The 24,689-nt window shown below is 63.2% G+C and carries 25 protein-coding genes and 1 pseudogene; 13 read left to right on the top strand and 13 right to left on the bottom strand.

Annotation, left to right across the window (positions count from 1 at the left end; translation table 11 throughout):
• Positions 1-3: 3 nt before the first annotated feature.
• The 5 genes from VIO10_RS15235 to VIO10_RS15215 all read right to left on the bottom strand — a co-directional run bounded on the left by VIO10_RS15235 (position 4) and on the right by VIO10_RS15215 (position 4,998).
• Complete coding sequence (locus tag VIO10_RS15235; RefSeq protein ID WP_331966142.1) at positions 4-2,394, bottom strand: hypothetical protein; 2,391 nt, start codon at positions 2,392-2,394, stop codon at positions 4-6.
• Between the two features lie 78 nt (positions 2,395-2,472).
• Positions 2,473-3,189, bottom strand: a complete 717-nt coding sequence (locus VIO10_RS15230) for an HAD-IA family hydrolase (RefSeq protein ID WP_331966139.1) — start codon at positions 3,187-3,189, stop codon at positions 2,473-2,475.
• Between the two features lie 42 nt (positions 3,190-3,231).
• Entirely contained in the window at positions 3,232-4,083 is an 852-nt protein-coding gene (locus tag VIO10_RS15225; protein WP_331966136.1) for a VOC family protein, read from the bottom strand.
• Between the two features lie 125 nt (positions 4,084-4,208).
• A complete protein-coding gene (locus tag VIO10_RS15220) occupies positions 4,209-4,340 on the bottom strand; it encodes a hypothetical protein (RefSeq protein WP_331966133.1) in 132 nt (43 codons plus the stop codon).
• Position 4,341: 1 nt separating this feature from the next.
• The gene (locus VIO10_RS15215; protein ID WP_331966130.1) at positions 4,342-4,998 is read right to left on the bottom strand and encodes a metallophosphoesterase; all 657 of its coding nucleotides are present in this window, start codon (positions 4,996-4,998) and stop codon (positions 4,342-4,344) included.
• Between the two features lie 145 nt (positions 4,999-5,143).
• On the opposite strand from VIO10_RS15215, the gene VIO10_RS15210 reads away from it, so the two are divergent.
• The 4 genes from VIO10_RS15210 to VIO10_RS15195 all read left to right on the top strand — a co-directional run bounded on the left by VIO10_RS15210 (position 5,144) and on the right by VIO10_RS15195 (position 8,043).
• On the top strand, positions 5,144-5,950 hold the full coding sequence (locus tag VIO10_RS15210; RefSeq protein WP_331966127.1) for an RNA methyltransferase: 807 nt from the start codon (positions 5,144-5,146) through the stop codon (positions 5,948-5,950).
• A gap of 74 nt (positions 5,951-6,024) precedes the next feature.
• Positions 6,025-6,300 (top strand): hypothetical protein, encoded by a 276-nt coding sequence (locus VIO10_RS15205; RefSeq protein WP_331966124.1) that lies wholly within the window; start codon positions 6,025-6,027, stop codon positions 6,298-6,300.
• A 27-nt stretch (positions 6,301-6,327) separates the two neighbouring features.
• Positions 6,328-6,981: an alpha/beta hydrolase gene (locus VIO10_RS15200; protein ID WP_331966121.1), complete on the top strand. Its 654-nt coding sequence runs from the start codon at positions 6,328-6,330 to the stop codon at positions 6,979-6,981.
• A 51-nt stretch (positions 6,982-7,032) separates the two neighbouring features.
• Positions 7,033-8,043 carry an aspartate-semialdehyde dehydrogenase gene (locus VIO10_RS15195; protein WP_331966118.1) on the top strand — a complete coding sequence of 337 codons (1,011 nt, stop codon included), beginning with the start codon at positions 7,033-7,035 and terminating at the stop codon, positions 8,041-8,043.
• Between the two features lie 49 nt (positions 8,044-8,092).
• Here VIO10_RS15195 and VIO10_RS15190 read toward each other — a convergent pair whose 3' ends face one another.
• Positions 8,093-8,371 (bottom strand): hypothetical protein, encoded by a 279-nt coding sequence (locus VIO10_RS15190; protein ID WP_331966114.1) that lies wholly within the window; start codon positions 8,369-8,371, stop codon positions 8,093-8,095.
• 50 nt (positions 8,372-8,421) lie between these two features.
• A complete protein-coding gene (locus VIO10_RS15185) occupies positions 8,422-9,705 on the bottom strand; it encodes a hypothetical protein (protein ID WP_331966111.1) in 1,284 nt (427 codons plus the stop codon).
• 450 nt (positions 9,706-10,155) lie between these two features.
• On the opposite strand from VIO10_RS15185, the pseudogene VIO10_RS16255 reads away from it, so the two are divergent.
• A pseudogene (locus tag VIO10_RS16255) lies at positions 10,156-10,287 on the top strand (aspartate-semialdehyde dehydrogenase); the annotation flags it as partial.
• 35 nt (positions 10,288-10,322) lie between these two features.
• Here the strand turns inward: VIO10_RS16255 and VIO10_RS15175 are convergent.
• Entirely contained in the window at positions 10,323-11,702 is a 1,380-nt protein-coding gene (locus VIO10_RS15175) for a hypothetical protein (RefSeq protein WP_331966105.1), read from the bottom strand.
• Positions 11,703-11,888: 186 nt separating this feature from the next.
• Here VIO10_RS15175 and VIO10_RS15170 point away from each other — a divergent pair, with 186 nt between their 5' ends.
• The 5 genes from VIO10_RS15170 to sat all read left to right on the top strand — a co-directional run bounded on the left by VIO10_RS15170 (position 11,889) and on the right by sat (position 15,870).
• Positions 11,889-12,737, top strand: a complete 849-nt coding sequence (locus VIO10_RS15170; protein ID WP_331966102.1) for a HesA/MoeB/ThiF family protein — start codon at positions 11,889-11,891, stop codon at positions 12,735-12,737.
• Between the two features lie 10 nt (positions 12,738-12,747).
• Positions 12,748-13,353, top strand: a complete 606-nt coding sequence (locus tag VIO10_RS15165) for a hypothetical protein (RefSeq protein WP_331966099.1) — start codon at positions 12,748-12,750, stop codon at positions 13,351-13,353.
• Positions 13,353-14,036 (top strand): HAD-IA family hydrolase, encoded by a 684-nt coding sequence (locus VIO10_RS15160; protein ID WP_331966186.1) that lies wholly within the window; start codon positions 13,353-13,355, stop codon positions 14,034-14,036. The genes VIO10_RS15165 and VIO10_RS15160 overlap by 1 nt, the downstream gene beginning before the upstream one ends.
• 119 nt (positions 14,037-14,155) lie before the next feature.
• Positions 14,156-14,698: an adenylyl-sulfate kinase gene (gene cysC, locus VIO10_RS15155; RefSeq protein WP_349259259.1), complete on the top strand. Its 543-nt coding sequence runs from the start codon at positions 14,156-14,158 to the stop codon at positions 14,696-14,698.
• Positions 14,695-15,870, top strand: coding sequence for a sulfate adenylyltransferase (gene sat / locus VIO10_RS15150; protein ID WP_331966092.1), 1,176 nt, complete (start codon positions 14,695-14,697; stop codon positions 15,868-15,870). Before cysC ends, sat begins: the two co-directional genes overlap by 4 nt.
• 57 nt (positions 15,871-15,927) lie before the next feature.
• Here the strand turns inward: sat and VIO10_RS15145 are convergent, their stop codons facing one another.
• The 4 genes from VIO10_RS15145 to VIO10_RS15130 all read right to left on the bottom strand — a co-directional run bounded on the left by VIO10_RS15145 (position 15,928) and on the right by VIO10_RS15130 (position 20,232).
• Positions 15,928-16,794, bottom strand: a complete 867-nt coding sequence (locus VIO10_RS15145) for a VOC family protein (RefSeq protein WP_331966089.1) — start codon at positions 16,792-16,794, stop codon at positions 15,928-15,930.
• A 40-nt stretch (positions 16,795-16,834) separates the two neighbouring features.
• A complete protein-coding gene (locus VIO10_RS15140) occupies positions 16,835-17,248 on the bottom strand; it encodes a nuclear transport factor 2 family protein (protein WP_331966085.1) in 414 nt (137 codons plus the stop codon).
• 102 nt (positions 17,249-17,350) lie between these two features.
• Positions 17,351-19,465: an ethanolamine ammonia-lyase subunit EutC gene (gene eutC, locus VIO10_RS15135; protein ID WP_331966082.1), complete on the bottom strand. Its 2,115-nt coding sequence runs from the start codon at positions 19,463-19,465 to the stop codon at positions 17,351-17,353.
• 575 nt (positions 19,466-20,040) lie between these two features.
• A complete protein-coding gene (locus VIO10_RS15130; protein ID WP_331966079.1) occupies positions 20,041-20,232 on the bottom strand; it encodes a hypothetical protein in 192 nt (63 codons plus the stop codon).
• A 49-nt stretch (positions 20,233-20,281) separates the two neighbouring features.
• Between VIO10_RS15130 and VIO10_RS15125 the strand changes: the two genes are divergently transcribed.
• The 3 genes from VIO10_RS15125 to VIO10_RS15115 all read left to right on the top strand — a co-directional run bounded on the left by VIO10_RS15125 (position 20,282) and on the right by VIO10_RS15115 (position 23,410).
• Positions 20,282-21,268 carry a kelch repeat-containing protein gene (locus VIO10_RS15125; protein ID WP_331966076.1) on the top strand — a complete coding sequence of 329 codons (987 nt, stop codon included), beginning with the start codon at positions 20,282-20,284 and terminating at the stop codon, positions 21,266-21,268.
• A gap of 149 nt (positions 21,269-21,417) precedes the next feature.
• On the top strand, positions 21,418-22,227 hold the full coding sequence (locus VIO10_RS15120) for a hypothetical protein (RefSeq protein ID WP_331966072.1): 810 nt from the start codon (positions 21,418-21,420) through the stop codon (positions 22,225-22,227).
• A 415-nt stretch (positions 22,228-22,642) separates the two neighbouring features.
• Positions 22,643-23,410 (top strand): methyltransferase, encoded by a 768-nt coding sequence (locus VIO10_RS15115; protein WP_349259260.1) that lies wholly within the window; start codon positions 22,643-22,645, stop codon positions 23,408-23,410.
• A 92-nt stretch (positions 23,411-23,502) separates the two neighbouring features.
• Here the strand turns inward: VIO10_RS15115 and VIO10_RS15110 are convergent, their stop codons facing one another.
• Positions 23,503-24,453, bottom strand: coding sequence for an IS110 family transposase (locus VIO10_RS15110; protein ID WP_331966066.1), 951 nt, complete (start codon positions 24,451-24,453; stop codon positions 23,503-23,505).
• Positions 24,454-24,689 lie beyond the last annotated feature (236 nt).

Raw genomic sequence — 24,689 nt, 5'->3', positions numbered from 1 at the left:
GCGCTAGTGCCGGTTATCGAGGCATATCTTGCGCTGCAGCGCGTCCCACGAAGCCTTCATCTCGGGCGAGCCCAGCGTGGGATGTTCGGCGCGCGTCTGCGCCAGCTTGCTGCATGCGCCCTGGGTATTGCCTTGCTCGTTGTAGATCATCGCGATGTTGTACTTCGCCTCGTACCACAGGATGTCGGACTCGGCCGCCGTGCTCTCGACGGTGGTCCACAGCGTCACCGCGTCCTTCCAGTCCTTCTTGGCTTGCGCGATACGGGCAAGTCCGGCGTTGGCATCGGGCGATGCGGGGTCAGCCTTCACGACCTCCTGATAAACCTTTTCCGCCTCTCCCTCATGGCTGGTAGCTTGTAGCGCTTGGCCGTAAATGGACAGCGTACCGGTCAGATTCTTGACCGGGATTTTGCCCGCCGCCACCATGTCTGCGAAAAATTTGTACGCGGTCGCGGTCAACTTCGCGTTGGCCAGATAGGCCTTCTCATCGCCCCTGGCCTTGGCTTCCAGCGCGGTCTTCCAGAAGTCGATTCCAAGTGTCTTGATGAAATCGCCCTTGGCGGTGTTGCCCTTGCTGCGTTCGACAATTGCGGCGACATCGGTGTTAACATCGTCGTACTTGCCGAGATGATCGAGCGCGGTGATGCGCCATTCGGCCACATCCTGGAACTTCGCGCTCAGTTTCGGGTATTCCGATTCGTAGCCGGTAAGCAGCGTCGCGACCTGCGCGTAGTCAACTTTTTCGGGGTCTTCTTCGAGGATCGAAGCCAGCATGTAGGCCGCTTCGCCGCGAATCTCATGGACCGCAGTCTTGCCGGCGCCGGAAGTGGTGCGCTCTGCTTCGGGGCCCATCTTGATTGCCTCGTTGAGGTTTTCGAGCGCCAGCTTTCTGACCGACTCGATATCGATCTTGGGCCCCTTGTTATCCTTGGCGCTGGCGCCCTGGAGCTCGGCGTAGTAGCACTCCGCGGCCTTGAACTTGGCGGTGAAGGTGAATTCAGGGTCGCCCTTGACCTGGGAATACAACTGGGCGGCCTCGACGTATTTATTCTGCTGCTGCAGCAGACCGGCAAGCTGCACCCGCATCTCGGCGACGTGCTCGCCATTGGGATATTTCTGCACGTAGTCCTGCGCGTTCTTCACCCACTGATCTTCCAGCGCCTTGTCCTTCGAGCCGCCCTGCTCCCATCGGCTATGCGCGAGGCTGAATCTCACGTACTCGGCCCATTGCGCGTCGCCGCCGCCGCCCGATGCGATCTTGCTCAGCATCGCCTCGACCTGGTCGTAGCGCTTCTCGCGCAGATAGATGTCGATGGCAAACTTGTAGGCCTTGGGATACTTCCCGCTGGCGCCCGCCTCGGCATAGTACTTGGCCGCGTTGGCCTCGTCCTTGCGCGAGAGCAGCACCGCGGCGAGCAGCCATTTCTCGAACGGATCGCTCGAGTTGCCGAATTCCTCGACTACGTTGTTTGGAAACTTCGACGCCGCCGCCACATCGACCGCCCATCCTTCCTTGTCGTTTTCCTTGGACTTCATCGCGTCGATGATCTGCTTGTGATAGGCGGCCTTCTTGGCGGGGTCGCTGGTGGCCCGTTCGGCGCTGAACAGGGTCTGCAACCGAAGCATGAACTCGCCGGCGCTGGAGCTCTTGCCGCCGGTCGGCAGCATCGCCGCGGCCTCCGCTGCGTTGCCCATCTTGGCGTAAGTCGTGGAGAGTCCCTCGCGCGCCGCGGCGTATTGCTGCGTGCCGGTGCCGTCATCCATTATTTTCTTGAAGTCGGCGATCGCGTGGTCGTATTCGGCATGATCGAACTTGCCCAACTCGCGTTCGCAGTAGGCGCGGCCGAGCGTATTTTCGCGTATCAGGTTGGGATCGGGCATCGCCAGCGTGCTGGCGGTGAAGCCGTCGATCGCCTCGTTGAGCAGTTTCTTGGCTTGCTCGGCGTTATCGTCGAACAGGGTGGTCGCAGCCGTGAACCGCAGCCATGCAAGCGGATATGCGGCGCGCAATGCCAACTGCTCGGGTTTGTCGTAGTCGCATTGCCCGCCGTTGTCGATCTGCGCGATGCAATCGTCCTTCTTCTTGGAATAGACCGATTGCATCCGATCGAGCATCGATTCGAGCTGATGGTAGAGCGGTATCAGCGCGCCCTTGTCCACCTTGCCGCTCGAAGTGATCTTGGCGAAGCTTCCCTCGGCGTTGTCGAGGCGGCTGATCACCTGGTCGGCGGTCGATTCGTTGGACTCGGCCGACGACATCTGGCCGGAGAGGCTCGAAAGCTCTCCCTCGAGTTGCCCGGCGCTTTGCGCGGCGGCAATGCCGGCGGTGAAGGCGAGCGCGAAAAATGCGGTTAGCATCACCATCAGGCGATGCGAAAAGTGCACACGGTTCATTTTTCTAATCCCCAAAATACTGTTCCCCGGGAAATTGTGGCCTTAGATAAGAATAACGGCGCGATAACGTCAAGCGAGTCAGAATACTTGCGCAACCTCAGGGACGCTGGCAAGCGAACGGATTCGCGCGGTGCGGGCCGCGATCCGTGGCGCGGCTGGCTCGTTGCCGCGATCGATCAGGACCGCAGCCATCCCGACGGCTGAAGCCGGCGCGAAATCGAGATGCTCCGAGTCGCCGATATGCATCGCGCCGTGCGCCGCCGCGCCGGCGCGCGCGAGGGCGGCCTGGTACACCTCGCGCCGGGGCTTGGCGTAGCCGGCTTCGGAGGAAATCGTGATCGAATCGAAGTAACGGGTCAGCTTGAGGCCGTCCAGAATTCGATACAAGCGGTAATCGAAGTTCGAGATCACGCCCAGTTTGAGTCCATCGTTCTTTAGACGTTGCAGCATCGGCGCCGCTTCAATATCCGCAATCCAATGATCGGGATCGGCGAAGTGGGCAAACAGCGCGTCGAAGCAGGCGTCGAAGTCGGGGAACGCGCCCAGCGGCGCGAACGTTTCGCTCACGCGCCGCCGCCACCATTCCCGCTCCAGCCGTCGCAGCTCGTCGTGCCCATGCCCGGGTCCGAAGGCCAGACCGGGCGCCGCACCGAAGGCGCGGCGAAAACCGGCGGTGACGGTATCCTCAGAGGCGTCGAGGCCGAATTGCCGCGCGAGGCGAGCGTAAGTGCGTCCGACGGGCTCGCGCGGCTCGAACAGCGTGCCGGCGGCGTCGAAGAATGCGGCGAGGATCATCCGAGTCGCTCAATTGTAGCCTTTTCGCAGCAGCCGCACCTGCTATTGAAGGCCGTCCCAGATTTGGATCAGCACGCCGAAGGCCGATTGCGGTGAGATGAAGTATTGGCGCTCGCCGCGCCAGTTGCGTTTTTCGTCCACCACCCGGACGCCGTCGCGTTTGAGCCGCTCGCAGGTGGCGTCGAAATCCTTGAGGTCGATCGAAATATGATGCATCCCCTCGCCGTAGCGCGCGATGAACTTGCCGACGAAGTCGTTTTGGCTCTGGTGCGGCGGGCTCGCGATGAATTCGAGCTTGAAGCCGGCGACCTCGAGATGGCCAAGGGCGAAGTTGCCCGAGGAATTGCTGATGTGAGGCTCATGGGTAATTTTCGTGCCGGGAAAGTAGCGGGTGAAAAAATCGTAGGCTGCGTTGATGTCCTTGACCGCGATCGATACGTGATCGAAGTGGGCCAGGCCGTCGGGCGCCGGCTTGGGATGCGCCTGTCCCCAATTCGGGGTGTGCCAGAACTGGATCAGCGCGCCGAAGGCGGAGCGCGGCGAAATGAACGCGGTCGCAGAGCCTGAATCGTATTTTTGCTCGTCGACGACCCGCACTCCGCCGGCCTTGAGCCGGGCCACCATCGCGTCCAGATTGTCCGTCTCGATCGACAAATGATGCATCCCCTCGCCATGCTTGTCGATGAACTTGGTGACGAAGCCGGGCCTGCCGGGCGGGTCCTCGATCAGCTCGACGACGAATCCGCCAAGGTGGAAATCCTGCCAGTAGAACGAACCGCTGACCTGCTCGTCGATCGATTTGGCGCTGCGCAACTTGATTGGAAAATATTTCGCGAAGAATTCGTAGGCGCGGTCGATGGACTTCACCGCGATCGATACGTGATCAAACCTCATCCGAACATCGCTGGTCCCGTCCATGCGCACGCAATTCTCCCTTCGACAAAAATGTGTAAACCACGAAAGCCACGAGCTGCGGAGCTGTGCCGTTATTTTGTTCCGCCCTCGAACAATCTCCGGCCCTACTTCGCGGCGCGTCCGGGCCGGAACCGCCACAGTAGCCGGATCGAGTTGCGCAGCACCAGCGGCCATGCGTTGGCGATTTTTCCGGCGTACGTGCGAATCGATTGATCGACGCGCGACAAGGCAGGCACGTCAAAGAAATTCGAGCCTCGCGTCAAGCCGCCCGTCGCCGGTGAGCACAACCACGTAGCCGCCGCCCTTGAACGGGCCTGCGTTGAAAATCTTGGTCGGACCGATCTGATCGGCGCCGGCGGACTCGTGAACGTGCCCCGAGATGCAAACTTCGGGCTTCACTTCTTCGATGAACTGGCGCGCGGCAGTGCTGCCGACCGGCTTGCCGCTCAGGATTCGATCGCATTTGGTGTCGAACGGAGGCGTATGACAAACCATCAGCAGCGGCCGCACGTCGCGCACGAACTCATAACCGGCGCGCAGCGTCGCATAGATTTCGTCTTCGCTGAGCTCGGTCGGCGTGCCGAACGGAGTGATATTTGAGCCGCCGCATCCGAAGATCCCCACTCCCCCCTTGACCAGACCCTTGCCATGCAGCGCGACGCCGTCGCGTTCGAGGAACGGGATCACCTCGCGCCGGTCGAGATTGCCCGAGAGCGCGAGCACGGCGGGACATGCGCGGCGGACGTCGGCGAGGACCTTGCGCGCGTCGTCGATGCCGCCGAAGTTGGTGAGATCGCCGGACAGGATTATCAAGTCGCAATCGCGCATCACCTCGCCCATCCGGTCCAGATTGCGGGTCGCCATGTGAACGTCGCCGAAGGAAATTATTTTCATCGCAGCAGTTGCGTCCGAAATCCCAAGTTAGCGATCTTCGCGGGCTGATTGTAGTAGCTGCGGGGGACGCGCCTGATTCCCTCGCCCGATTAAAGGTGCGCAGCCAGGTCTTCCCTTGCGGCAGCGGGAACCGGATAAGGAGACGATGGCTGCGCGGGAGAAATTCGCGTTCGTGCTGTTCAGGCCGCAATCGGCCGGCAATATCGGCGCGGCGGCGCGAGCGCTCAAGAACATGGGCTTCGACGATCTTCGCCTGGTCGCGCCCGGCACCTTGAACAGTCGCGATGCGGCCGCGCTGGCGGTGCATGCCGACGACGTCCTGGCGCGCGCGACGGTCTATCCCGATCTGGCGGCCGCTATCGCGGATTGCTCGGTCGCGGTCGGCACCACCAGCCGCCGTGGCGGCTATCGCAGCCGGGCGAATCCGCTGCGCGCGGTGGCGGCGGAACTCGACGCTCTTGCCGGCTCGAACAAAATCGCGATCGTCTTCGGCCGCGAAGATCGCGGGCTGACTAATCGCGAGCTCAAGCTCTGCAATCGGTTGATCACAATCCCGACCGCACCCGAATATCCGTCGCTCAACCTGGCGCAGGCGGTGGCAGTCGTCGCGTACGAGCTGATGATGGCGGCGGATGAATCGGCGGCGGCGGAAATCGAGGCCGCCCGCACGCCGCATTTTGCAGGCGCGGCCCGGGCACCGCATTTCGTAGCCGCGGCGATCAGCGACCCGATGCTGGCGCGGATGGAGGAGGCGCTGGTCTCGATCGGTTTTATTCCCGACGACAATCCGGACCATATCATGTTCGCGATCCGCGAGATTCTCGGACGCAGCGGATTGACGGCGCGCGAGGTCGAGATTCTCAACGGCATGGCGCGGCAGATGCGATGGGTCGCCGAGGGTGGACATCGGACGCTGGCGGAGAAGCGTCGCGCGGGCAAGAAGTTAAGGTGACTCTTTCGCGGTTTCCACGCGCGACCGCGATAAGCGATAATCGCGATCGGGCTCGCGCGCAGCGTAAAGCATAAATGGCCGAGATAATCGATTTTGCGGAGATCCAGGAGGCGCGGCGCAAAGCCCGCGGGCGAGGTCCCGAGCGCGAAAACCTGGAGCGCGCGGTGCAACTGATGCGCGAGAACCTGGCCGCCGTCGCCGCCGAGCTGGCCGAGGCGCCGCGCGCCGAGCAGGGCGAACTGTTGACGCGGGTCGAACGGCTGGCGGCGCTGATTCGCTACGGGATGCGAATGCTCGGCGAGACGACCGACGCTGGACTGGACGGGCCGGCCTCGATTCGGTCTCAATAGGCAGGGGCCGGCGCAAGATCCCAACAGATGGACGAAGGACTGACCCTGAGAATCACCGGCGTCGAGCGGGGCGACGAGATCGCGGGCGCGCGCAAAGTGACGATCGCGACGACGCGCGGCTCGATCGCGCTGATGCTGCATTCGGCGCCGGAGAAGGGGCGCGCGGTGCTATGCGTCAGCGGCGCGATCGGCGGATTCGACGGTCCCTCGATGCTGTATCCGCGGCTGGGGCTGGAGATGCCCAGGCGCGGGCTCACGATTGCGCGGCTGGATTATCGTGCGCCCAACGAGTTCGGCGAATGCCTGGTCGATGCGATGGCGGCGCTGACGTTCCTGGGCGGGATTGGCCACGAGCGCGTGGCACTGATCGGGCATTCGTTTGGCGGCGCGGTCGCGATCAACGCGGGAACGCTGAGCCCCGTCGTCACCACCGTGATCGCGCTGTCGAGTCAGCTCGCGGGCGCGCACGTGGCGGGCGAGCTGGCGCCCAAGCCGCTGCTGCTGATTCATGGCGGGGCGGACACGATTCTTTCGCACCAGAGTTCCCAGGCGCTTTACGATCGCGCCGGCGAGCCCAAGACGCTCAAGATTTTACCCGGCCTCGGACACGGATTGGCCGAGCCGGACAACGCCAGCGAAGTATTCGAGCTGGTCAGCGACTGGCTAGTGCAAAAGACCTGAGAACTGAACCGGCTGTTCACTCGAATCACAACTTCACGATACAATCGAAAAATGGCCAGCGGACAACGAATCGCGGTGGTGGGTGCAACGGGCGCGGTCGGACAGACCACGCTCAAAATTCTCGAGCAGCGCAATTTCCCGATTCGAGAGCTGCGCGCGTACGCCTCGGAGCGATCGGCGGGCAAGACCGTGACCTTCGCGGGCGAGTCGATAACGGTGCGGCGGCTCGACGCCGACTCGTTCAAGGGAATCGACCTCGCGTTGTTCTCGGCGGGCTCGGCGCAGTCGCGCGAGTTCGCACCGATCGCGGTCAAGGCGGGCGCGATCGTGGTGGACAAGTCGAGCGCCTATCGAATGGACCCGGACGTTCCGCTGGTGGTGCCCGAGATCAACCCCGCCGCCGCGCGTCGTCACAAGGGCATCGTGGCGTGTCCCAATTGCACGACGATCGTCACCGTGATGCCGCTGAAGCCGATCCATGACCTGGGGCGTCTCAGGCGGGTGGTCGCGACCAGTTTCCAGGCGGTATCCGGCGCGGGCGTCAATGGGGTTGCGGAACTGCGCGAGCAGACGATGGCGTGGTCGAGGGGCGAGGCAATCAAGCCGAAATTTTTCCCGCATCAGATTGCCTTCAACCTGATTCCGCATATCGACAAATTTGTCGAGGGCGGATACACGGGTGAGGAAATCAAGCTGGTCAACGAGATCAGGAAGATCCTCGAGCAGCCCCAATTGCTGATTTCGCCGACCACGGTGCGGGTGCCGGTCTTCACCGCGCATTCGATTTCCGTCAACGCGGAGACCGAGACCAAAGTCGCGGCGGCCGACGCGCGCGAGGCATTTGCGCGCTTTCCGGGGCTTCGGCTGTTCGACGATCCCGCGCACAATCGCTACCCGATGCCGATCCTCGCCGAGGGACAGGACGACTGCTTCGTCGGGCGAATCCGCGAAGACCTGAGCTGCCCCAACGCGCTGAACTTCTGGGTGGTGGGCGACCAGTTGCGCAAGGGCGCGGCGCTCAACGGCGTCCAGATCGCGGAACTGCTCATCGGCGGCCGCTGATCACTTTTTCAAGTTTGGCCTGCGGTCCAGGGCGGCCGCGCTGATCCCTCTACGGCAGACAGGCGGCGTGCGGCGTCGCTTGTGTGAGGCAGGCGACCAGCGGCGTCAGGACCGGGCGCGCCACGCCGACGATCTCGGCCACGCTGTTGCCGCCCGCGTTGGCCGCCCAGACGTTGCCCGCGGCGTCGATTTCCACGCCATCCGGTAGGTCGAAGCCGGCGCCGCCGGGAGCGAAGTTGCCGGCCAAGCCGCCGCTGGAGTTCAACTCGGTCACGCTGTTGCCGAGGAAGTTGGACACCCAGGCGTTGCCGGCGGCGTCGATTGCCACCCTCGAAGACCTAGTCGCCTCCCGCCCCCAATAGCAAGCGCCCGCCAAGGTTAGCCGCATCCGGGGACTAATATCGGGAAGAACTTCACGCCGTTGCCGTTGTCGCAGGCATACGAGGTTGAGAAGCCCACGCACGTTCCGGTAGGCAGCGGGGTCGAAATCGCCGTCGGATTGCTCTGCAGAAGCGAGAGATCGATCTGGACAATGAAGTCGAAGTTCTGGCTCAGTGCGTAGCCCAGGTTGTTGGCCACGTCGACGACGGTCGCATACGGAAAGGTTTGGGCGCCGAATGCATTGCCGTTCGGATCATTGGGAATCGACGAGACGGCAAGCGCGGTGACCATCCCGCTGGTAAGCTGGGTCACCGGCGATGAGGGCAACCCGAGGAGCGCAATCGTCGGTCCGCCGTTCTCGGTCAGAAATGCCTGGTGAGTAACCGGGTTGACCGCAACCCCCGGCATATTCACGCCTGTTCCGGTATCGATGTTGACGGAGTTGGGAAGCGTGCCGCCCTCGTTGAGCATGCACGGCGTGACGGTTTCATTGAAGGCCGCGCCGTTCAGATTTATGACCGTGGCCTGCGGGGAAAAGTAGTTGCCGGCCACGGCGATGTTGGTCGTGGTATCGATCGCAGAGCCGTCCGGATCTGCCGCGAGCGTGCTGACGCTCTGATCGGAAATGATGCAGCCTGCGGAATTGACCAAATCGATCGCGTCCATTCCTGCGCCAGTGCCTAGTCCCGGATCGATCGAGTCGGCAGGCGCGATTATCGTTTGGGAGGTCGCGTTGAACGCAAACTGATCGGCAAGCGCCGACTGGATGACGGGACTGAACGTCTTCGCGGCAAGGTCGAACTTCGCAAAGCCCGTGCATGCGCCAGCAGTCGGGCAGGTACTCGCGTCTGCAGTCGATACGATCGCGGCGCCCTTCACCGAATCGAAAAGAACCTGGCCGGGCACGCCGCCGGTCACCTCAGAGTCGGACCCCGGCGGAAAGGCGAACGGCGAGCCGCTGACGATGGTTCGGCTGGTCTCATCGATGATGTCGAGGAAGCCGCCGTTACCTTCAAGGCCGCTGCTTACCATCACCTCGTGGTTGGCCGGGTCGATGGCAACGCCGCCCGGCAGGTCAGGATGTCCCAGGTCGATCATCCCCAGAAACGGATCCGTCGTGTCGGGATCCACGCCCACGTTTAACGCCGCGACCTGCCCGTCTCCGTTGCAAGCCAATTGGTTCATGGCCACGAATACCAGCTCTGCGGAAGGATCGACCGAGATTATGCTTGAGGCCGTGGGAATCTGCGCATTCGCCGTCGGCGTGGCGGTCGGTGTCACCGTCGTAGTGGCCGTAGCCGTTGCAGTGGTCGTCGCAGTCGGAGTCGGGGTCAGGGTGGCCGTGGCAGTCCGCGTCGCCGTTGCGGTGGCCGTTGCAGTGATCGTCGCAGTCGGAGTCGGTGTCAGAGTGGCCGTGGCAGTCCGCGTCGCCGTTGCGGTGGGAGTGGGCGTCGGAATGATGGATGGAGTCGGCGACCGAGTCGGCTTCGCGGAGCAACTGGGGCACGGATCGCATCCCGCCGCGCCCAGGGACAGCCCTGCTACCGCAAGCAACAGACTAACAGCCATCCCCACCCACCGAGGAGCCATAGGCGATCTCCTATGCATTTCGTCTGCGAAATCCGCAGTCGGGCCGTGCGAAATCCGTTCCCCCGCCGCAAGGCCCCCTGCTGTTGCGGCAACATAGACAAATGCGAGGCGAGTGGCAAACGAATCGGCAGGCGCCCGACCAATTGCTTCGTCGGGCGAATCCGCAAAGACCTGAACTGCCCCAACGCGCTGAACTTCCCGGTGGTGGGCGACCAGTTGCGCAAGGGCGCGGCGCTCAACGGCGTTCAGATCGCCGAACTGCTGATCGGATAGCGCGCGCGCAGCGCGATGTCAGCGATCGATAGCCATCACGGCATCGGGATGGCTGCGCTGGTCGGGTTCCATTGCGTGCCGCCAGTCGGACTTCCACCGAGCACGGGCGCTGACAGATCGACGCGAACCAGGAACAGCGGCGGCGCCGGATCATGATCGTTCGCCCAGGAGTGAAAGTACGGGAGCGTATCGGCAAGCATGTAGGCCAGATTATTTTTCACATCGATGGACAACGAGTTGGGATCGCCGACGATACCGAGCTGGGTCGGCGTGCTGCTCACATCTCCCTTCGGAATCACGGTCGCGCAAATCGTAAACACCGACGCCGCGTCCGGATTGGTGGGGCTTCCAGGCTGGCCATTGTTGTCGAGTGCGCCTGTCACCTTCGCCGCCGGCAGATGAATCATCTTCAGATTCTGACCGAACTCGTCGCTGATGACCCCCTGATGCGTGACCCCATCGACGACCGCCTGCCCGCCCGGCCCTTCGCCAATTGGTTCGAGAAATCCAAGTCCGTCGAATCCAATATTCAGCGCGGTAGCCGGCGTCACGGTCGTATCGAGCGTTTCGAAGTTGAAGGCGGTGCCGTGGTCGGCGCCGACCTCATCGGTTTGCAGCAGGATGTTAGTCGCGGGATCGAATCCGACTCCGTCCGTTGTAGCCTCGGTGCGTTCGAAGGCGAGCACGACCAGCGGGAGGTTAGCGATATTTATGATCTGATTGGTTCCGTCCGTTGAGACGAAGAGAATGCCGGTCGTTGTGTTGAGCGAGAGCGAATCGGTGCCGGCGACGGAGACCACCGATGCGGCATTGAAGACCGGCGGTTCCACCGAGGTATCCATCAGGCCGATCGTTGAGGTTCCGGCCACCACCAGTAGGTTACGCACGGGATCGGCAACGATTCCGCCCCAAGTGCCGCCGTTGGTGATCCCTGGACAGGGAATTGTGTTGATGACCGCCTGGGTCGTCGTGTCGATTTCAAAGATGCTCACCGTGCCGTCGCCGAGGCGTCCTTCGGCGTACACGCGACCGTTCTTTTCATTGAACGCACCGCCGGTCGGCTCAACCACGCTTGACAGTTCGATAAGCTTGATGATCGGATTAGCCGCGCCGATCGTCAGGTCAACGACCGCCAACTGCGAGCTACCCGGAACCGACGTAGCAGGCTCGGATGAAGCATCAGGATTAATCGCCGCTCCGCCGCCGCTTGTCAGCGTGTAGATCGGCACATAGCCGACATTGTGCGCCGTGTCGATCGCGATAAGACCCTGGCCGGTCGCGCTGGAAGGCGGCGGACCGGGGGGTTGGGCGTGACCGGAACAAGAAGGGCACGGGTCGCATCCCGCCGTGCCCAGAGACAGACCTGCGACCAAGAGTAACAGACCAATAGCCAGCCCCGCCCATCGATAAGTCATAGTCGATCTCCTAATGTATTTGATCCGCAAAATCCGCAGTCCGGCCGTGCGAATTTCGTTCCCCCGCCATAAGGCCCCCGCGCACGTTGCGGCACCATAGACAAATAAGAGGCGAGTGGCAAGCCAATTGGCAAGCTAATTGACACGCGCCTGACCGATTGGTCCATCGATTGACAACGCCCGCGCTTGCATATTACCGTCAGCCAACTGTTAGCGGTTGCAGGCTTATCGTCGTCGCAGGATTTATCACCAGCTCCCACAAGCACTGATGGCGTTGCGGCTCTCGACGGGCGGGAGAAGCACGACGAAGTGGCAACACAACGAATACTGATCGTCGGCTTGGGGGGACTCGGCGTTCCCGCGTTGTGGGCGCTGGCGCGCGCCGGCGCACCGCGGCTGACGCTGATCGATCCCGACCCGGTAGAACTGTCGAATCTCGCTCGCCAGGTGATCTATCGAAGCCGGGATACCGGCACGCCGAAGGTTGATGCGGCGGCGCGGTGGCTGGTCGAGCGGTTTCCCGAGGTCAGCGTCGAACGCCATCCGATTGCGCTCGAAGCGTCCAACGCGGCGCGCCTGGTCGCCGCACACGACTTTGTAATCGACGCGACTGACAGTCCGGCGGCGAAATTCTTGATCAACGACACCTGTATCGCCGCGCGGACGCCGTTCGTTTATGGCGGTGTAGTCGGGATGACCGGGCAGGCGATGACGGTAATTCCGGGCCAGACGGCGTGCATCCGATGCGTGTTCGAGACTCCGCCCGATGACGACGAAGGCCGGAGTTGTCGCGAGGCGGGGATCGTCGGTCCCGTCGCCGGCGCGATCGGCCAGATGCAGGCGGCGGAGGCGATGCGCGCCGCGCGTGCGCAAACGCCCTTGCTCTCGGGAAAAATCCTCACCTACGACGCGTCCGGCCCGGCCCGGGTGCGGATTGCGGCGGTTAGCCCGCGCCCCGGCTGCGGCTGCGGCGCGTGGAAGCCGGATGGTCGCGATGCGCGCAGGCGGCGCCAGTCGCAGGCGCCGGGCAATTGACGGAATCGCGATGACGCTGACTGACGCGCAAATCGAACGCTACAGCCGCCAGATAATCGTGCCGCGCGTCGGCGGCCGTGGCCAGGAACGCTTGATTGCCGCACAGATGCTGCTGGCGGGCGATGCGCGCGATATCGAAGCGCCGCTCGCCTATCTGGTTGGCGCAGGGGTCGGAGCGATCGGGGTTAAAGTGGCCGGCGACCACGGTGGATTCGCCGGGAAAATCGCCGCCGCGCGCGAACTGAACGCCGGCGTATCCGTCACTGTCGCGGATGAGCCGGAAGGCCGCGTCGATTTGGCGCTCTTGATCGTTGGAAGCGAAGCGGCGCGAAAAGTTGCATATGAAATCGTGAGCTGTCGCGAGGTGCGGGCGTGGGTAGTCGCGCGCCTGGACGCGCCGGGAAAAATCACCGTCGTCCCCGGCGGGTCGCCCAGCCCGACAACCGTCGATGCGCCGATGCACCCGGCAGTGGCTAGCCGCTCGGAAGTCGCGGATTTTATCGCGATGCTCGCGACAGCGGAGGCGTTCAAGCTGCTTGCCGGATACGCGGAAAATCCATCGCCGGCGATCATTGAATTCGACGGTTATCAATCCAGGGTTCGCCTTCATCCGTGATGTACAAGCTCTGGATGTTCGATTTCGACAACACCATCGCGCGGCTCGAGCCCGAGGTCGATTGGGCCGGCGGCCGGCTAATCCTCGAACCCTACCTGCGCTCCATCGGTGCGCCTGACCAACTGTTCGCGCGAATCCCGCGCGGCAATCTCCCGCTCTACGGCGCCTACCGCACGCTCATGCTCGCGCAGATCAACCAACCCCGGGTCACGGAAGGGCTGCGCCGCGCTTCGGAGATAATCGAGAAAATCGAGCTGGCGGGAGTCGATCGCGCGCAACCGCTCGAAGGCGCGATCGAAGCGCTCGCGGCCCTGAAAGAAACCGGCGCCGCCGTCGCGATCGTGACCTCCAACTCGTCGAGAACGGTCAAGCGCTGGTTCGACAGGAACGCCGGCGCATCGATCGACGCAATCGTCGGACGCGACACGATGCTCGGACTCAAGCCGGCGCCCGACATGCTGATTCGCGCACTCGAATTGTTTTCCGCCGATCGATCGCAGGCCGCGTTTGTTGGCGACAGCGAAGCCGACCTGCTGGCCGCGCAAAGTTGTGGCGTGCGATTTTATGGAATCGCGGCCACCGAGGTCGCGCGCGATCGGTTGCTCGCGGCAGGCGCCACAGAAATCTTCGGCTCGCCAGCCGCGCTGGCGATTCACCTGAACCTGCCGGCTGCGCGCGCCTGAACCGGGCAGCCGGCGCCCAACTCCAGTACCAGCGGCAGCCTTGTTTCTCTCGATAAGATTAAGTAACTTTCAACGTTCACCAAGTAATCTAATTCTTAAGGGAGCATCAGTTTTTGCCGATGGATCAAGGTTTTACCTTGTGGTTTACAGGCCTGTCCGGGGCGGGAAAGTCCACGCTTGCCAATCTGGCCGCCGAAGAATTGCGCCGGCGCGCGCATCGCGTAGAAATCCTCGACGGTGACGAAGTCCGCACCAATCTTTCCAAGGGACTTGGCTTTTCCAAAGAGGATCGCGACATCAACATCCGGCGCATCGGCTATGTCTGCCATCTGCTGGCGCGCAACGGGGTGATCGCCATTTCAGCGGCGATTTCGCCCTACCGCGAGATTCGCGACGAGGTGCGCCGCAATCATGAGCGCTTCGTCGAAGTCTATGTCCGCTGCACGATCGAAAAACTCGTCGAGCGCGACGTCAAAGGGCTCTACAAAAAGGCGCTGGCCGGCGAGATCAAATCTTTCACCGGCGTCTCGGACCCCTACGAAGAGCCGCTGAAGCCCGAACTGATTGTCGATACCGGCACGGAAACCGTCGCGCAGAGCCTGGGCAAGTTGCTCGGGCGGCTCGAGGAGCTGAACTACGTCAGCAAGGGAGCACGGCGATGAGCGTGCGCGAGGACGCAATCGCGGCTCATGGCGGCGGCGAGCTGGTCGATCTGAAAGCGCCGGCCTCCGAGCGCGCCGCGCTGGCGGCGCACGGCGCGAAACTCGCCGCCGTTGCGCTCAACGCGCGCGACCTGGCCGATCTCGAGATGCTCGCGTCAGGCGCCTTCTCTCCGCTGACCGGTTTCATGGGCGAGGCGGACTATATTCGCTCGCGCGACGAGATGCGGCTTGCGTCGGGAGTGCCGTGGTCCATTCCAATCACACTCGGCGTCGATGAAGCGAAAGCGAAATCACTGAAAGCCGGACAGGATATCGCGCTGGCGGCCGAAGACGGCCGGCGGCTGGCGATTCTGAAGCTTGCGGAAATTTACCAAGTCGATCGCAAAAACGAAGCGCAAAATGTTTTCGGCACCGCCGAGGACGCGCATCCGGGGGCCAAGAACGTCACCTCGATGCCGCCGTACTGCCTGGCGGGCAAGCTCACACTGATCGAGGAAATACCGGGCCGCACCTTCCTGGAATTTCCGCGCGAGCCGCGACAGACGCGGGCGGCGTTTCGCGAGCGGGGATGGAAAAAAATCGTCGCCTTCCAAACCCGCAACCCGACTCATCGCGCGCACGAGTATATCCAGAAAGCGGCGCTCGAAATCTGCGACGGTCTGATGATCCATCCGCTGGTTGGAGAAACCAAAGGCGACGACGTGCCCGCCGCGGTCAGGATGGAGACTTACAAGGTTCTGCTCGACCTGTACTATCCGAAAAATCGCGCGATGATCGGCGTGTTCCCGGCGCACATGCGCTACGGCGGCCCGCGCGAGGCGATCCTGCACGCGATCGCGCGGCGCAACTACGGATGCACGCATTTCATCGTCGGGCGCGATCACGCCGGCGTCGGCAATTACTACGGCAGCTACGACGCGCAGAAAATCTTCGAGCGCTTCGAGCCGTCCGAAATGGGGATAACGCCGCTGACCTTCGAGAACACGTTCTACTGCAAGCGATGCAATTCGATGGCGTCGTTCAAGACCTGCCCGCATACCGATCAAGACCGCTTGATACTGTCGGGAACGAAGGTTCGCGAGATGCTGCGGGCGGGCGATGCGCCGCCGCCCGAATTCACCCGGCCGGAGCTGGCGGCGATTCTGGTGCGCGCGATGCGCGAGGCAAAGTAGCCCGCAATCGCGGCCGCGCCCGCCAACGGCGGGCGGCCTTAATACCGGGTGCAGGGGTCACCCCTGCCGCGCCGTCGCGGCGCGCCGCGCACGCTCGGGATCGCCCGACCACAGCCACGCATGCTCGGTGCGGCTCACCCCGACCAGCACGCCGAGAAATGCCGAAGGATGGATGAACAATTCCGCCAGCTCCGCCTCGTCGCGGTGATGCGCCGCGAAACGCGCGCCGCGCTCTTGCAGGCGCCGTTCGAGCGCGCCGACGTCGTCGGTCTCGACGAAAAACATGTACAGCGAATCGCCGCGCCGTTGGTGAAAACGGCCCATCGCAAGCGTGGCGTCGGTGATCTGCGCGATCTCGACGCGGTCAAGACGCGCGGGAGGATCGAACAGCGTCAGCGTACCCGTGTAGCCGAAATCCTTGCTCTCGATCGGGCTGAACTTCGCCGCGTCGAGGCCGAAGATGCGCGCATAGCGGGCCGACGCCGCCTGCCAATCGCCAACGACGTTGGTGACTTCGTAGGCCCATTTTATCGCGCCGGCGGGCGCGCGTTCCTGATGCTGCGAAATTACGGTGCGCATCCCAAACGTCGCGGCGGCGTCGAGATAGAGTTGTCCCGCGGATTGCTCGAAGCCGACGCCGCACTTGGCGAGGTGATGCGCGGCGGCGGCGGGGTCGTCCACCGAAAATCCCGCGCCGAACAGTCCGGTCTGCCACTTCGAGACAAAATCCTGGACCGCTCCTGCCCCGTCGGGTTCGAGAATTTCGACGAGGCTCGTCCCCGCTTGCATCGTGGTTCGCCTGGCGCCAAGCGGCGCCGCCTTGTCGCGGCGAATTAGCTCCGCGCCAAAGACTTCTGCGACCACCCGCTCGGCCGCATTGATGTCGGCGACCGCAATCTGAATTCTGTCAACGCGCTTGAGCATCGTCCAATTTTCTCCCCGCACAGTTGCGGCAGCTTGCGAATTACTGGAGCGGCGGCTCGTCGTCGGGCGGCGCGAGCACCGGCGACCCATGATGCATCACCATGAACCATCGGTTGCCCACGCGCTCGAACACATTGGTGGCGAGCACGTTCGAGCGTTCGTTGCCGTCGTAGCCGCGCTGGGTCAGGCTTTCCTCGACGACGACGATCGCCAGATCGCCGCTGATCGTCACTTCAATCTCGCCAAGCTCGAACTTCATCTCGAATACGTTGTCGAGGATGCGCTCCCAGCTCGCCATGATCGGGCCCCATCCCGAAAGTTTGCGCCATCCGGGATGGATGCAAATGATTCGCGGGTCGCGCAGCCAAACCGCTTCCATCTTTTCCGCGTCGAGACTTTCGAAGGCGTCGTAAAAGGCGCGGTTGGCGGCAAGCACTGATTCGCGATCGGACATGGCAGTTTTCCAGCGTAGTTTTTCGGATGAGCACGCGCCAGCCGCGGCAGGGGTGACCCCTGCACCCAGTATTCGGAAAGCGAAAGATGAGAGTATCGGCAGTCACGTTGCCGGCGCAATTTTCTGCGCGAGAGCGGCGCCCGAGGCCCGCAATCGGATCGCGTCGTCGATCAGCGCCGCGATTTTGCGCCCGGCTTGCGCGATCGGAATCCCGCCGCGATGAATGTTCGATATCACCGTGCGCTCGGGCTCGATCGATTTGAGCGTGGGCCGATAAATCACGTACGCGCTCAGGCTCTCGGCGGTGGCCAGGCCGGGACGCTCGCCGACGATCATGCAGACCACGTCGGGGCGCAATATTTCGCCCAGATGGTCTTCGATTCTGACCCGCGCATTTCGAATGAACATCGGCTTCAGGAGCCGGTATCGCGACGAGAGCCGCCGCCTGAGCGCGCGCATCAGCGGCCCCGCGTTCTTCTCCACCGCCGCCGATGAAAGTCCGTCGCCGACGCATAGCAGCACGCTGGGCGTCGCCGATTTGCCGCGTCCGCGCGGCGCAAGTCGCGCGACGCGAGCAGCATCGACGGCGCCAAGACGCCGGCCGCGCTCGGGATAGCGGATATAATCTTCGCGCGTGAGCGCTTGCGAGTGAACTTCGAGCAGGCCGTTGCGCTGCGGCCAATCTCGCCCGACCAGCGCCGTGACCGCATCGACGGCGCGCGCGTGATCTGCCCGCACAGAGAGCATCGCGGCCGTCGTGTAGCGCGGACCCGCGCGTCCAACCCCAAGCCGCGCGGGCGTCGATTTGCGCATCGCGTCGAAATCTGCCTCACCGTCGGTCTTGCTCGGCGAATCCATCAGCAGCAGCCGCGCGTCGCCGGCGCGCGCCGTGAGACAGCCGTCGCGGAGAATCCCCCGGCGCTCGCACCATTGCTCGAACTCGGGCGCGGTACGCAGCTTGAGCACTGCGCGCAGCGCCGCCGCATCGTGATAGCTGGTGGATTGATAAGAGAGCATCACGTCGTCGCCCATCGGCAGCGCCATGAAGTAGTTGCATCCCGCCGACGCCAGCAGCACCGCCAGATTTTCGCAATCGTTCTGATCGGCGCGAGCGTGATTGGTGTAGCATGCGTCGGCTCCGTGCGGGACTCCGAGCAGCTTGCCCATCAGATGATCCTCGAGGCCGGCGCGCGTGATTTGTTTCGCGTCGTACAGATATTCGGGGCCGATGAAGCCCACCACTGTGTTGACCAGCAGCGGCGCGTAGCGGCGCGCAAGCCCGTAGCATCGCGCCTCGAGCGTGACCTGGTCCGCGCCCTCGTGCGCATCGGCGGACAGCTCGGAGCCCTGCCCCGTTTCGAAGTACATCAGGTTCGCCGAGCGGATCCTGCCGGTCTCGCGGATCATCGCGTAGCCTTCGTCGAGCATCCTGACCGTAATCCCGAAACCGGCGTTGCCCTTCTCCGTTCCCGCCAGGCTCTGGAACAGGATGTCCATCGGAGCGCCGGCCTCGAGCGCGCGCATCTGCGTCGTGATATGGCCGAGCACGCAGTTTTGCGTCGGCGCTCCGGTGCGCTCGATGATGTCGGCGGTGAGTTCGAGCAATCGGCGGATGTTGTCGGGCTCGTCGATACACGGGTTGATGCCGATGAGCGCGTCGCCGGTCGCGTAGGCGAGGCCTTCGTAAATGGCGGCGGCGACTGCGGTGAGATCGTCGCGCGGATGGTTGGGCTGGAGGCGCGTCGAGAGCCGGCCCGCGAGGCCAAGCGTGGTGCGCGCGCTGGTGACGACGCGAATCTTCGACGCAATCGTGATCAGATCGAGATTGCCGCATAGCTTGGCGACCGCAGCGGCGATCTCCGCGGTGATTGCGCGCCCGGTCGCGAGGATCGCGTCGCCGGTGGTCGCGTCATCGAGCAGCCATTCGCGCAGCTCGCCGACGGTCTGGTTGCGCACGGCGGCGAATGCGTCGCGATCCAGCGCGTCGTCGATCACGCGCGTCACTTCGTCGCGGTCGTAGGCGACGACCGGGTTCTCGCGGAGATCGTTCAACGTGAGATCGGCGAGCACCGCCTTGGCTGCGATTCGTTCCCGCTCGGAGCGCGCGGCGATTCCCGCAAGTTCGTCGCCCGAGCGCGCTTCGTTGGCGCGCGCAAGCAATTCCTTAACCGAGCGGAAGCGGTAGGAAGTGCCGAGCAGTCGGGTCGAGAGTTTCATTGGCTTTCAGCCAGCGTAACGCGAGCGGATAGTAAGTGGAAAGAGAGATGACAGGCGCAATTCTGACTGATCGAATAGAGCCGGAGAGCGCAATTTATACCTTAGGTAGTGGTTTTGGGACGGCCCCCTTCTAGCTCTAGCTTTGTTCCGTCAAAAATTTTTCCGCAGGAAGCTGGTGTCGCCCGATTGCGGGCGAGGCCGGCGAGTGTGGGGGATCCTGGCGGTTGACCATAGCGTACGCATAGCACGTCGAATCGGGCGGGGTCAGGCTGAATAGTTCATCCCTGAATCCGGCCTGAAACCCGGATTCAGGAGTCACAGAGATTTGCGCGCGGGTTCAGTCACAAGGTCAAACCCGATCTCGAACTTCACGTTTGCTCTACGCCTGACTTTCGTACAGTGTGCATCAGGCTTCAAAATCGAAATTCCGGTCAAATCGAAAATCCTCCTGGATTCGATTAACCGAAATCTGGGAGGAATTTGATGCTGCGGTCCTTAAGACTGTTATCGGCGTTACTATGTTTTGCTGTTATTCTCTCTGCTTGCGATAACGGCAGTAGCTCCGGGCAGTCTTTTCATCGGCACAAAAAGACCCCGACGCCTACCCCTACGGGTTCACAGTCCGCAACCCCGACGCCGACCGCGACGCTAACTCCCACCGCCACCACGACGCGGACTTCGACCCCAACCAGTACCTCGACGCGGACGCCGACCCCGACTCCAACCTCGACGGCTACATGCAGCGTCAGCGTTACCGGCCCCCTCAATGTCGGTCGCTATGCCCATACGGCGACGCTGTTTACGAGCGGCCCTCTGATGGGCAAAGTCTTGATCGCGGGAGGCGATGGCCCGGGCGCCAGCCTCTCGCTGGCCAGCGCGGAACTCTACGATCCCGTCACCGGTACCTTCAGCTTAACCGGGAGCATGACAACCGGCAGAGTTTCCCATACAGCGACGCTGCTGCCGAGCGGTAAGGTGCTGGTCGCGGGCGGCTCCGACCCCACCGGCCATAGCATCGCCTCGGCAGAACTATACGACCCAGCGACCGGAACCTGGACCGTGACCGGCCCCCTGAACAGTACCCGCTCGTATCACACCGCGACTTTGACCACCAGTGGAGTCTTGATCGCGGGTGGCGTCGGCGGACCCTTGGTCACGCTGGTGCCGGCCGCGGAATTGTACGACCCGGTGGCCGGGACTTTCAGCACAATCGGCGACCTGACGAATCCGCGCCAACTCCAGACCGACATCCTGTTTACGGCGGGTCCCTTGGCGAATGACGTGCTGCTGATCGGTGGCGTTGGTAGCGGTTTTTCGTACATCGCTCCAACAGACCTTTTCACTCCGGTCGGCAACACCTTCTCCGCTTCGGGCAGTTTGCTCGATCCGCGAAGGCTTCATACCTCGACCCTACTGATCAGCGGAAAGGTACTGGTCGCAGGCGGGGTTACCATGAGCACCGACAACGTCAGCAATACCACCGAGATTTTTGATCCAGCCACCGCGACTTTTACGGCCGGCCCGAACATGGTCAACGCCAAAGCGTACGATGCCGCGACGCTGTTCACCAGCGGCCCGCGAATGGGTCAGGTGCTCATCTCAGCCAGCTTTACCACCGGCGGGTTTATTACCCCGAACAATGACCTCTATGATCCGGTGGCCAATTCCTTCTCGGCCACCTGCAACCTGCTTCAGACCCGCGAACAGCACACTGCAACGCTGCTGCTCAATGGGAAGGTACTGATCGCAGGCGGGTTCATCGTGGGCGGCGGGATCACGGAGTGTGAGCTCTATACCCCCTGATCAAATCAGGCGGGTCGCTTCACGCCGCGGCATCTCGGTCGCGGTGCGACGATAAGAGAAAACGGTTTGCGCGAACAGCGAACACATAATCGCGCTAGCCGGGCGCGGTAGCGCACGCCGCATCGCCCCCATAAGATACCGATCCGCGTATGAGACCGATTCGCCTGCTCGCCACCACCATCGCCCTGCTCGCCGCCGTCTCGATTGCCGCGGCGATTGCGGGCGCGGCCCAAACCGGGAACCTGAAGCTCGACGTACTCGGCGAAGACGGCGCGGGCGCGAAAAATCCCGCACACCTGATCGCGGCCAACGGGACGGAGGCCGGCCAGGTCACGCCCGGCTCGTCGATCGCGCTGGCGCCGGGCCAATACAAACTGGTGATGCCGATCGTCGGCGGGCAGATCGTCAAGGACGGCGTCCAGATCGAGGCCGGCCGCACTCACACCGTGCTCATTGAAAATGTCGCCGTGCTGCAGGTCAGCGTGAAAGACAGGACCGGCGCCGATCCCGGCTTCGGCGTGACCGTGACCACCACCGATTCGCCGCACGCGAAGGTCGCCAGCTTTATTACGGGCGACAAGTATCTGTTCGCGCCCCAACAGGTGAACGTCCACGTCGATGCGCCCCCGCAAGGCTACGACTGGCACGCGGTGGCGCTCGCGCCCGGGCATGGCGCGAAGCTGACGCTCGACGAAGTTGTGAAGGCGGACTTGGTGGTGCAGACCGTGATGTCTAAAGTTCCGTTCGACAACTCGACTCGCGTGGTAATTTTGCGCGCGGGAACGCAGACCAAAGTCGCCGAGAGCGATCCCGGAAGTGAGCATCGCTTCAAGCTTGACCCGGGCGACTACGACGCTTATGTGGAAAATCGGTCCGGCAAGGGCAAGCCCTACGTGACTTCGGCTGGAATCCATCTCGACTCCGGCGCAAAGGTGGAACGGACGGTCCCGCTGGACTAAGTAACAAGCGAAGAGAGGTTAGATGGCAAGCGAACGGCAAAAAGAAATCAAGCGGCGGCGCAAACGGAAAAAATCCAGACTGCAGGCCAAGACCCGGGAGTCGCGCAAAAAGACCCGCAAAAAGCGCTCGTGAACCTCCACGACTGATCTGCGTCGGACGTTTGCCGCGCGCGGCGCGCGCCCGCGTAGGCGCGCCGCAGAAAAAAATTATCGCACTCCGTGCACCGGCGTCGATGCACGATTCCGGCGCCTCGCCCCGTATATGAGTGCGGCGTAAGATTGTTGTTCCTGGAAACTCGAGCGCCACGCGTTTCGCAATTGAGAGAGTGAGAAAAAGGCCCCCATGCAAGTGAAGCACCAAATCCGATTCCCCTTGTATGTCCTGCTTACTCTATCGATCGTTGCGATCTCATCGATGCGGCCGGCGACAGCCTCCCGCGATGACACCGGCGCCGAGGACGCGCTTTCGGCGGCGATCGCCGGACCGCAGCGTTCCGCGGCAAATAAGGCCCGCGACAAATATCGCCATCCGCTCGAAACGCTCACCTTCTTCGGAATCAAGCCCGCGATGACCGTGGTCGAGATCTCGCCCGGCGCCGGCTGGTACACCGAGATTCTGGCGCCCTTGCTCAAGGACCACGGCAAGCTTTACGAAGCGGTGGGAGGCGGACCGGGCGCCAAGACTTTCCAGGACAAGCTCAAGGCCGATCCCGCCGTCTATGGCCGCGTCATCGTGACCACGCTCAAGCCGCCGGCTGAAACCGAAATCGCGCCCGCCGGCTCGGCCGATATGGTCTTGACGTTTCGCAACGTTCACGACTGGATTGCGCACGGCACCGCGCAAGACTACTTCAAGGCGTTTTACCGCGCGCTGAAACCCGGCGGAATTTTGGGGATAACCGACCATCGCGCCGATCCGTCGCAGCCGCAGGATCCCAACGCCAAGAACGGATATGTGCGCCAGGACTATATGATTAAGCTGGCGGAAGAGGCCGGCTTCAAACTGACGGGCGCCTCGGAAATCAACGCAAATCCCAAGGACCTGCGCGACCATCCGGTATGGTATCTGCCGCCAACCTTGCGCCTGGGTGAAAAGGATCGCGCCAAGTATCTGGCGATCGGAGAGAGCGACCGGATGACGCTCAAGTTCACCAAGCCCGCGACCGAACCCCAGCCGCATTGAACTGCCCCGCATCGCGCGCGTAGAGCAGAGCAGCGACGGGGGAACTTAGTTGTATGCGAAACCCGCCGTGGGTGCAGCGACTGTCTTGGTAGTCAAGCGGGGATTGGGCATGGAGCACTCCAATGAGTGCGATGCTTAAGCATCGCATTTAGGATGGTGATGAGTTTGCGCATGCAGGCGACCAGCGCGAGCTTTTTGGCTTTGCCACGCTGCAGCAGACGGCAATAGAGGGAACGCAGGACCGGGTTATAGCGCACGCCGACGAGGGCGCCCATGTAGAGCGCCGCGCGCAGATGGGCGCGTCCGCCCCAGACCGTGCGCCGGCCACGCATCGTGCCGCTGTCGTGGGGATAGGGCGCCACCCCCACCAGCGCGGCAATCTCCCGCCGGTTGAGCCGGCCCAACTCCGGCAGTCCCGCGAGCAGCGTTGCGCACAGCACCGGACCGACACCGGGCACGCTGCTCAGCAGGTCCTCCCGTTCCCGCCACAGCGGCGAGTTGCGCAGCATCTGGTCGAGGTCGTGGTCGCGCTGCTTAAGCCGGGCCTGGAGCCAGCGGATATGCGCGCGGATCTCGCGGTGCAGCACCGCCGGCACGCAGCCGAGCCGGTTGCGCTCGGCGCTCAGCATCTCGACCAGTTCGCGCCGACGGGTAACCAGCGCCTGCAACTGGCGGGTCTGCTCGTCGGGCAACTCCCTGACCGGCGGCTTGATCCGCTCCGCGAACAGCGCCAGGGCACGCGCGTCAAGCGCGTCGGTCTTGGCCAACTGCCCGGTGCAGCGCGTGAACTCGCGCACTTGGCGCGGGTTGACCACCGCCACCGGCACCTGCGCCGCCGCCAGCTCGCCCACCAGCGCCGTCTCCAAGCCGCCGCTGGCTTCCAGCACCACCAGCGCGGGAGCGAGCTTTTGCAACCGCCCGGCCAGCTCCACGATCCCACGCGCGTCGTGGGCGATGCCCAACAACTCGCCCGCGAACCCTAGCGCCACATCCAGCCGCGCCTTGCTCACATCGATTCCCACGAACACTTCTGCCCTCGTCATCGCTGCCCTCCTCCGCTCAGGCCTCACCCCTCCTTGCCCGATGCGGGCTCGACCACTGGCGCCGGCCCCGGCGACTGTTCGGGCTTTGACCTGCTTATTAGGGCGCGGCGACCCGCGCTGCACCACGGTCTCGCTCATTGCGGACCCAGGGGTTCCCGGTCTGCCGCGCCCAAGTTTGTTTCCATCTTGCGATGACAACGGCAAGATACAAGGGGCCGCAGCCCCTGCCGCCCACC

The sequence above is a fragment of the Candidatus Binatus sp. genome (genome assembly GCF_036567905.1).
GTDB lineage: Bacteria > Desulfobacterota > Binatia > Binatales > Binataceae > Binatus.
Note: the sequence above shows the minus strand (reverse complement) of the source record. Positions and strands in the feature narration are given on the sequence as shown.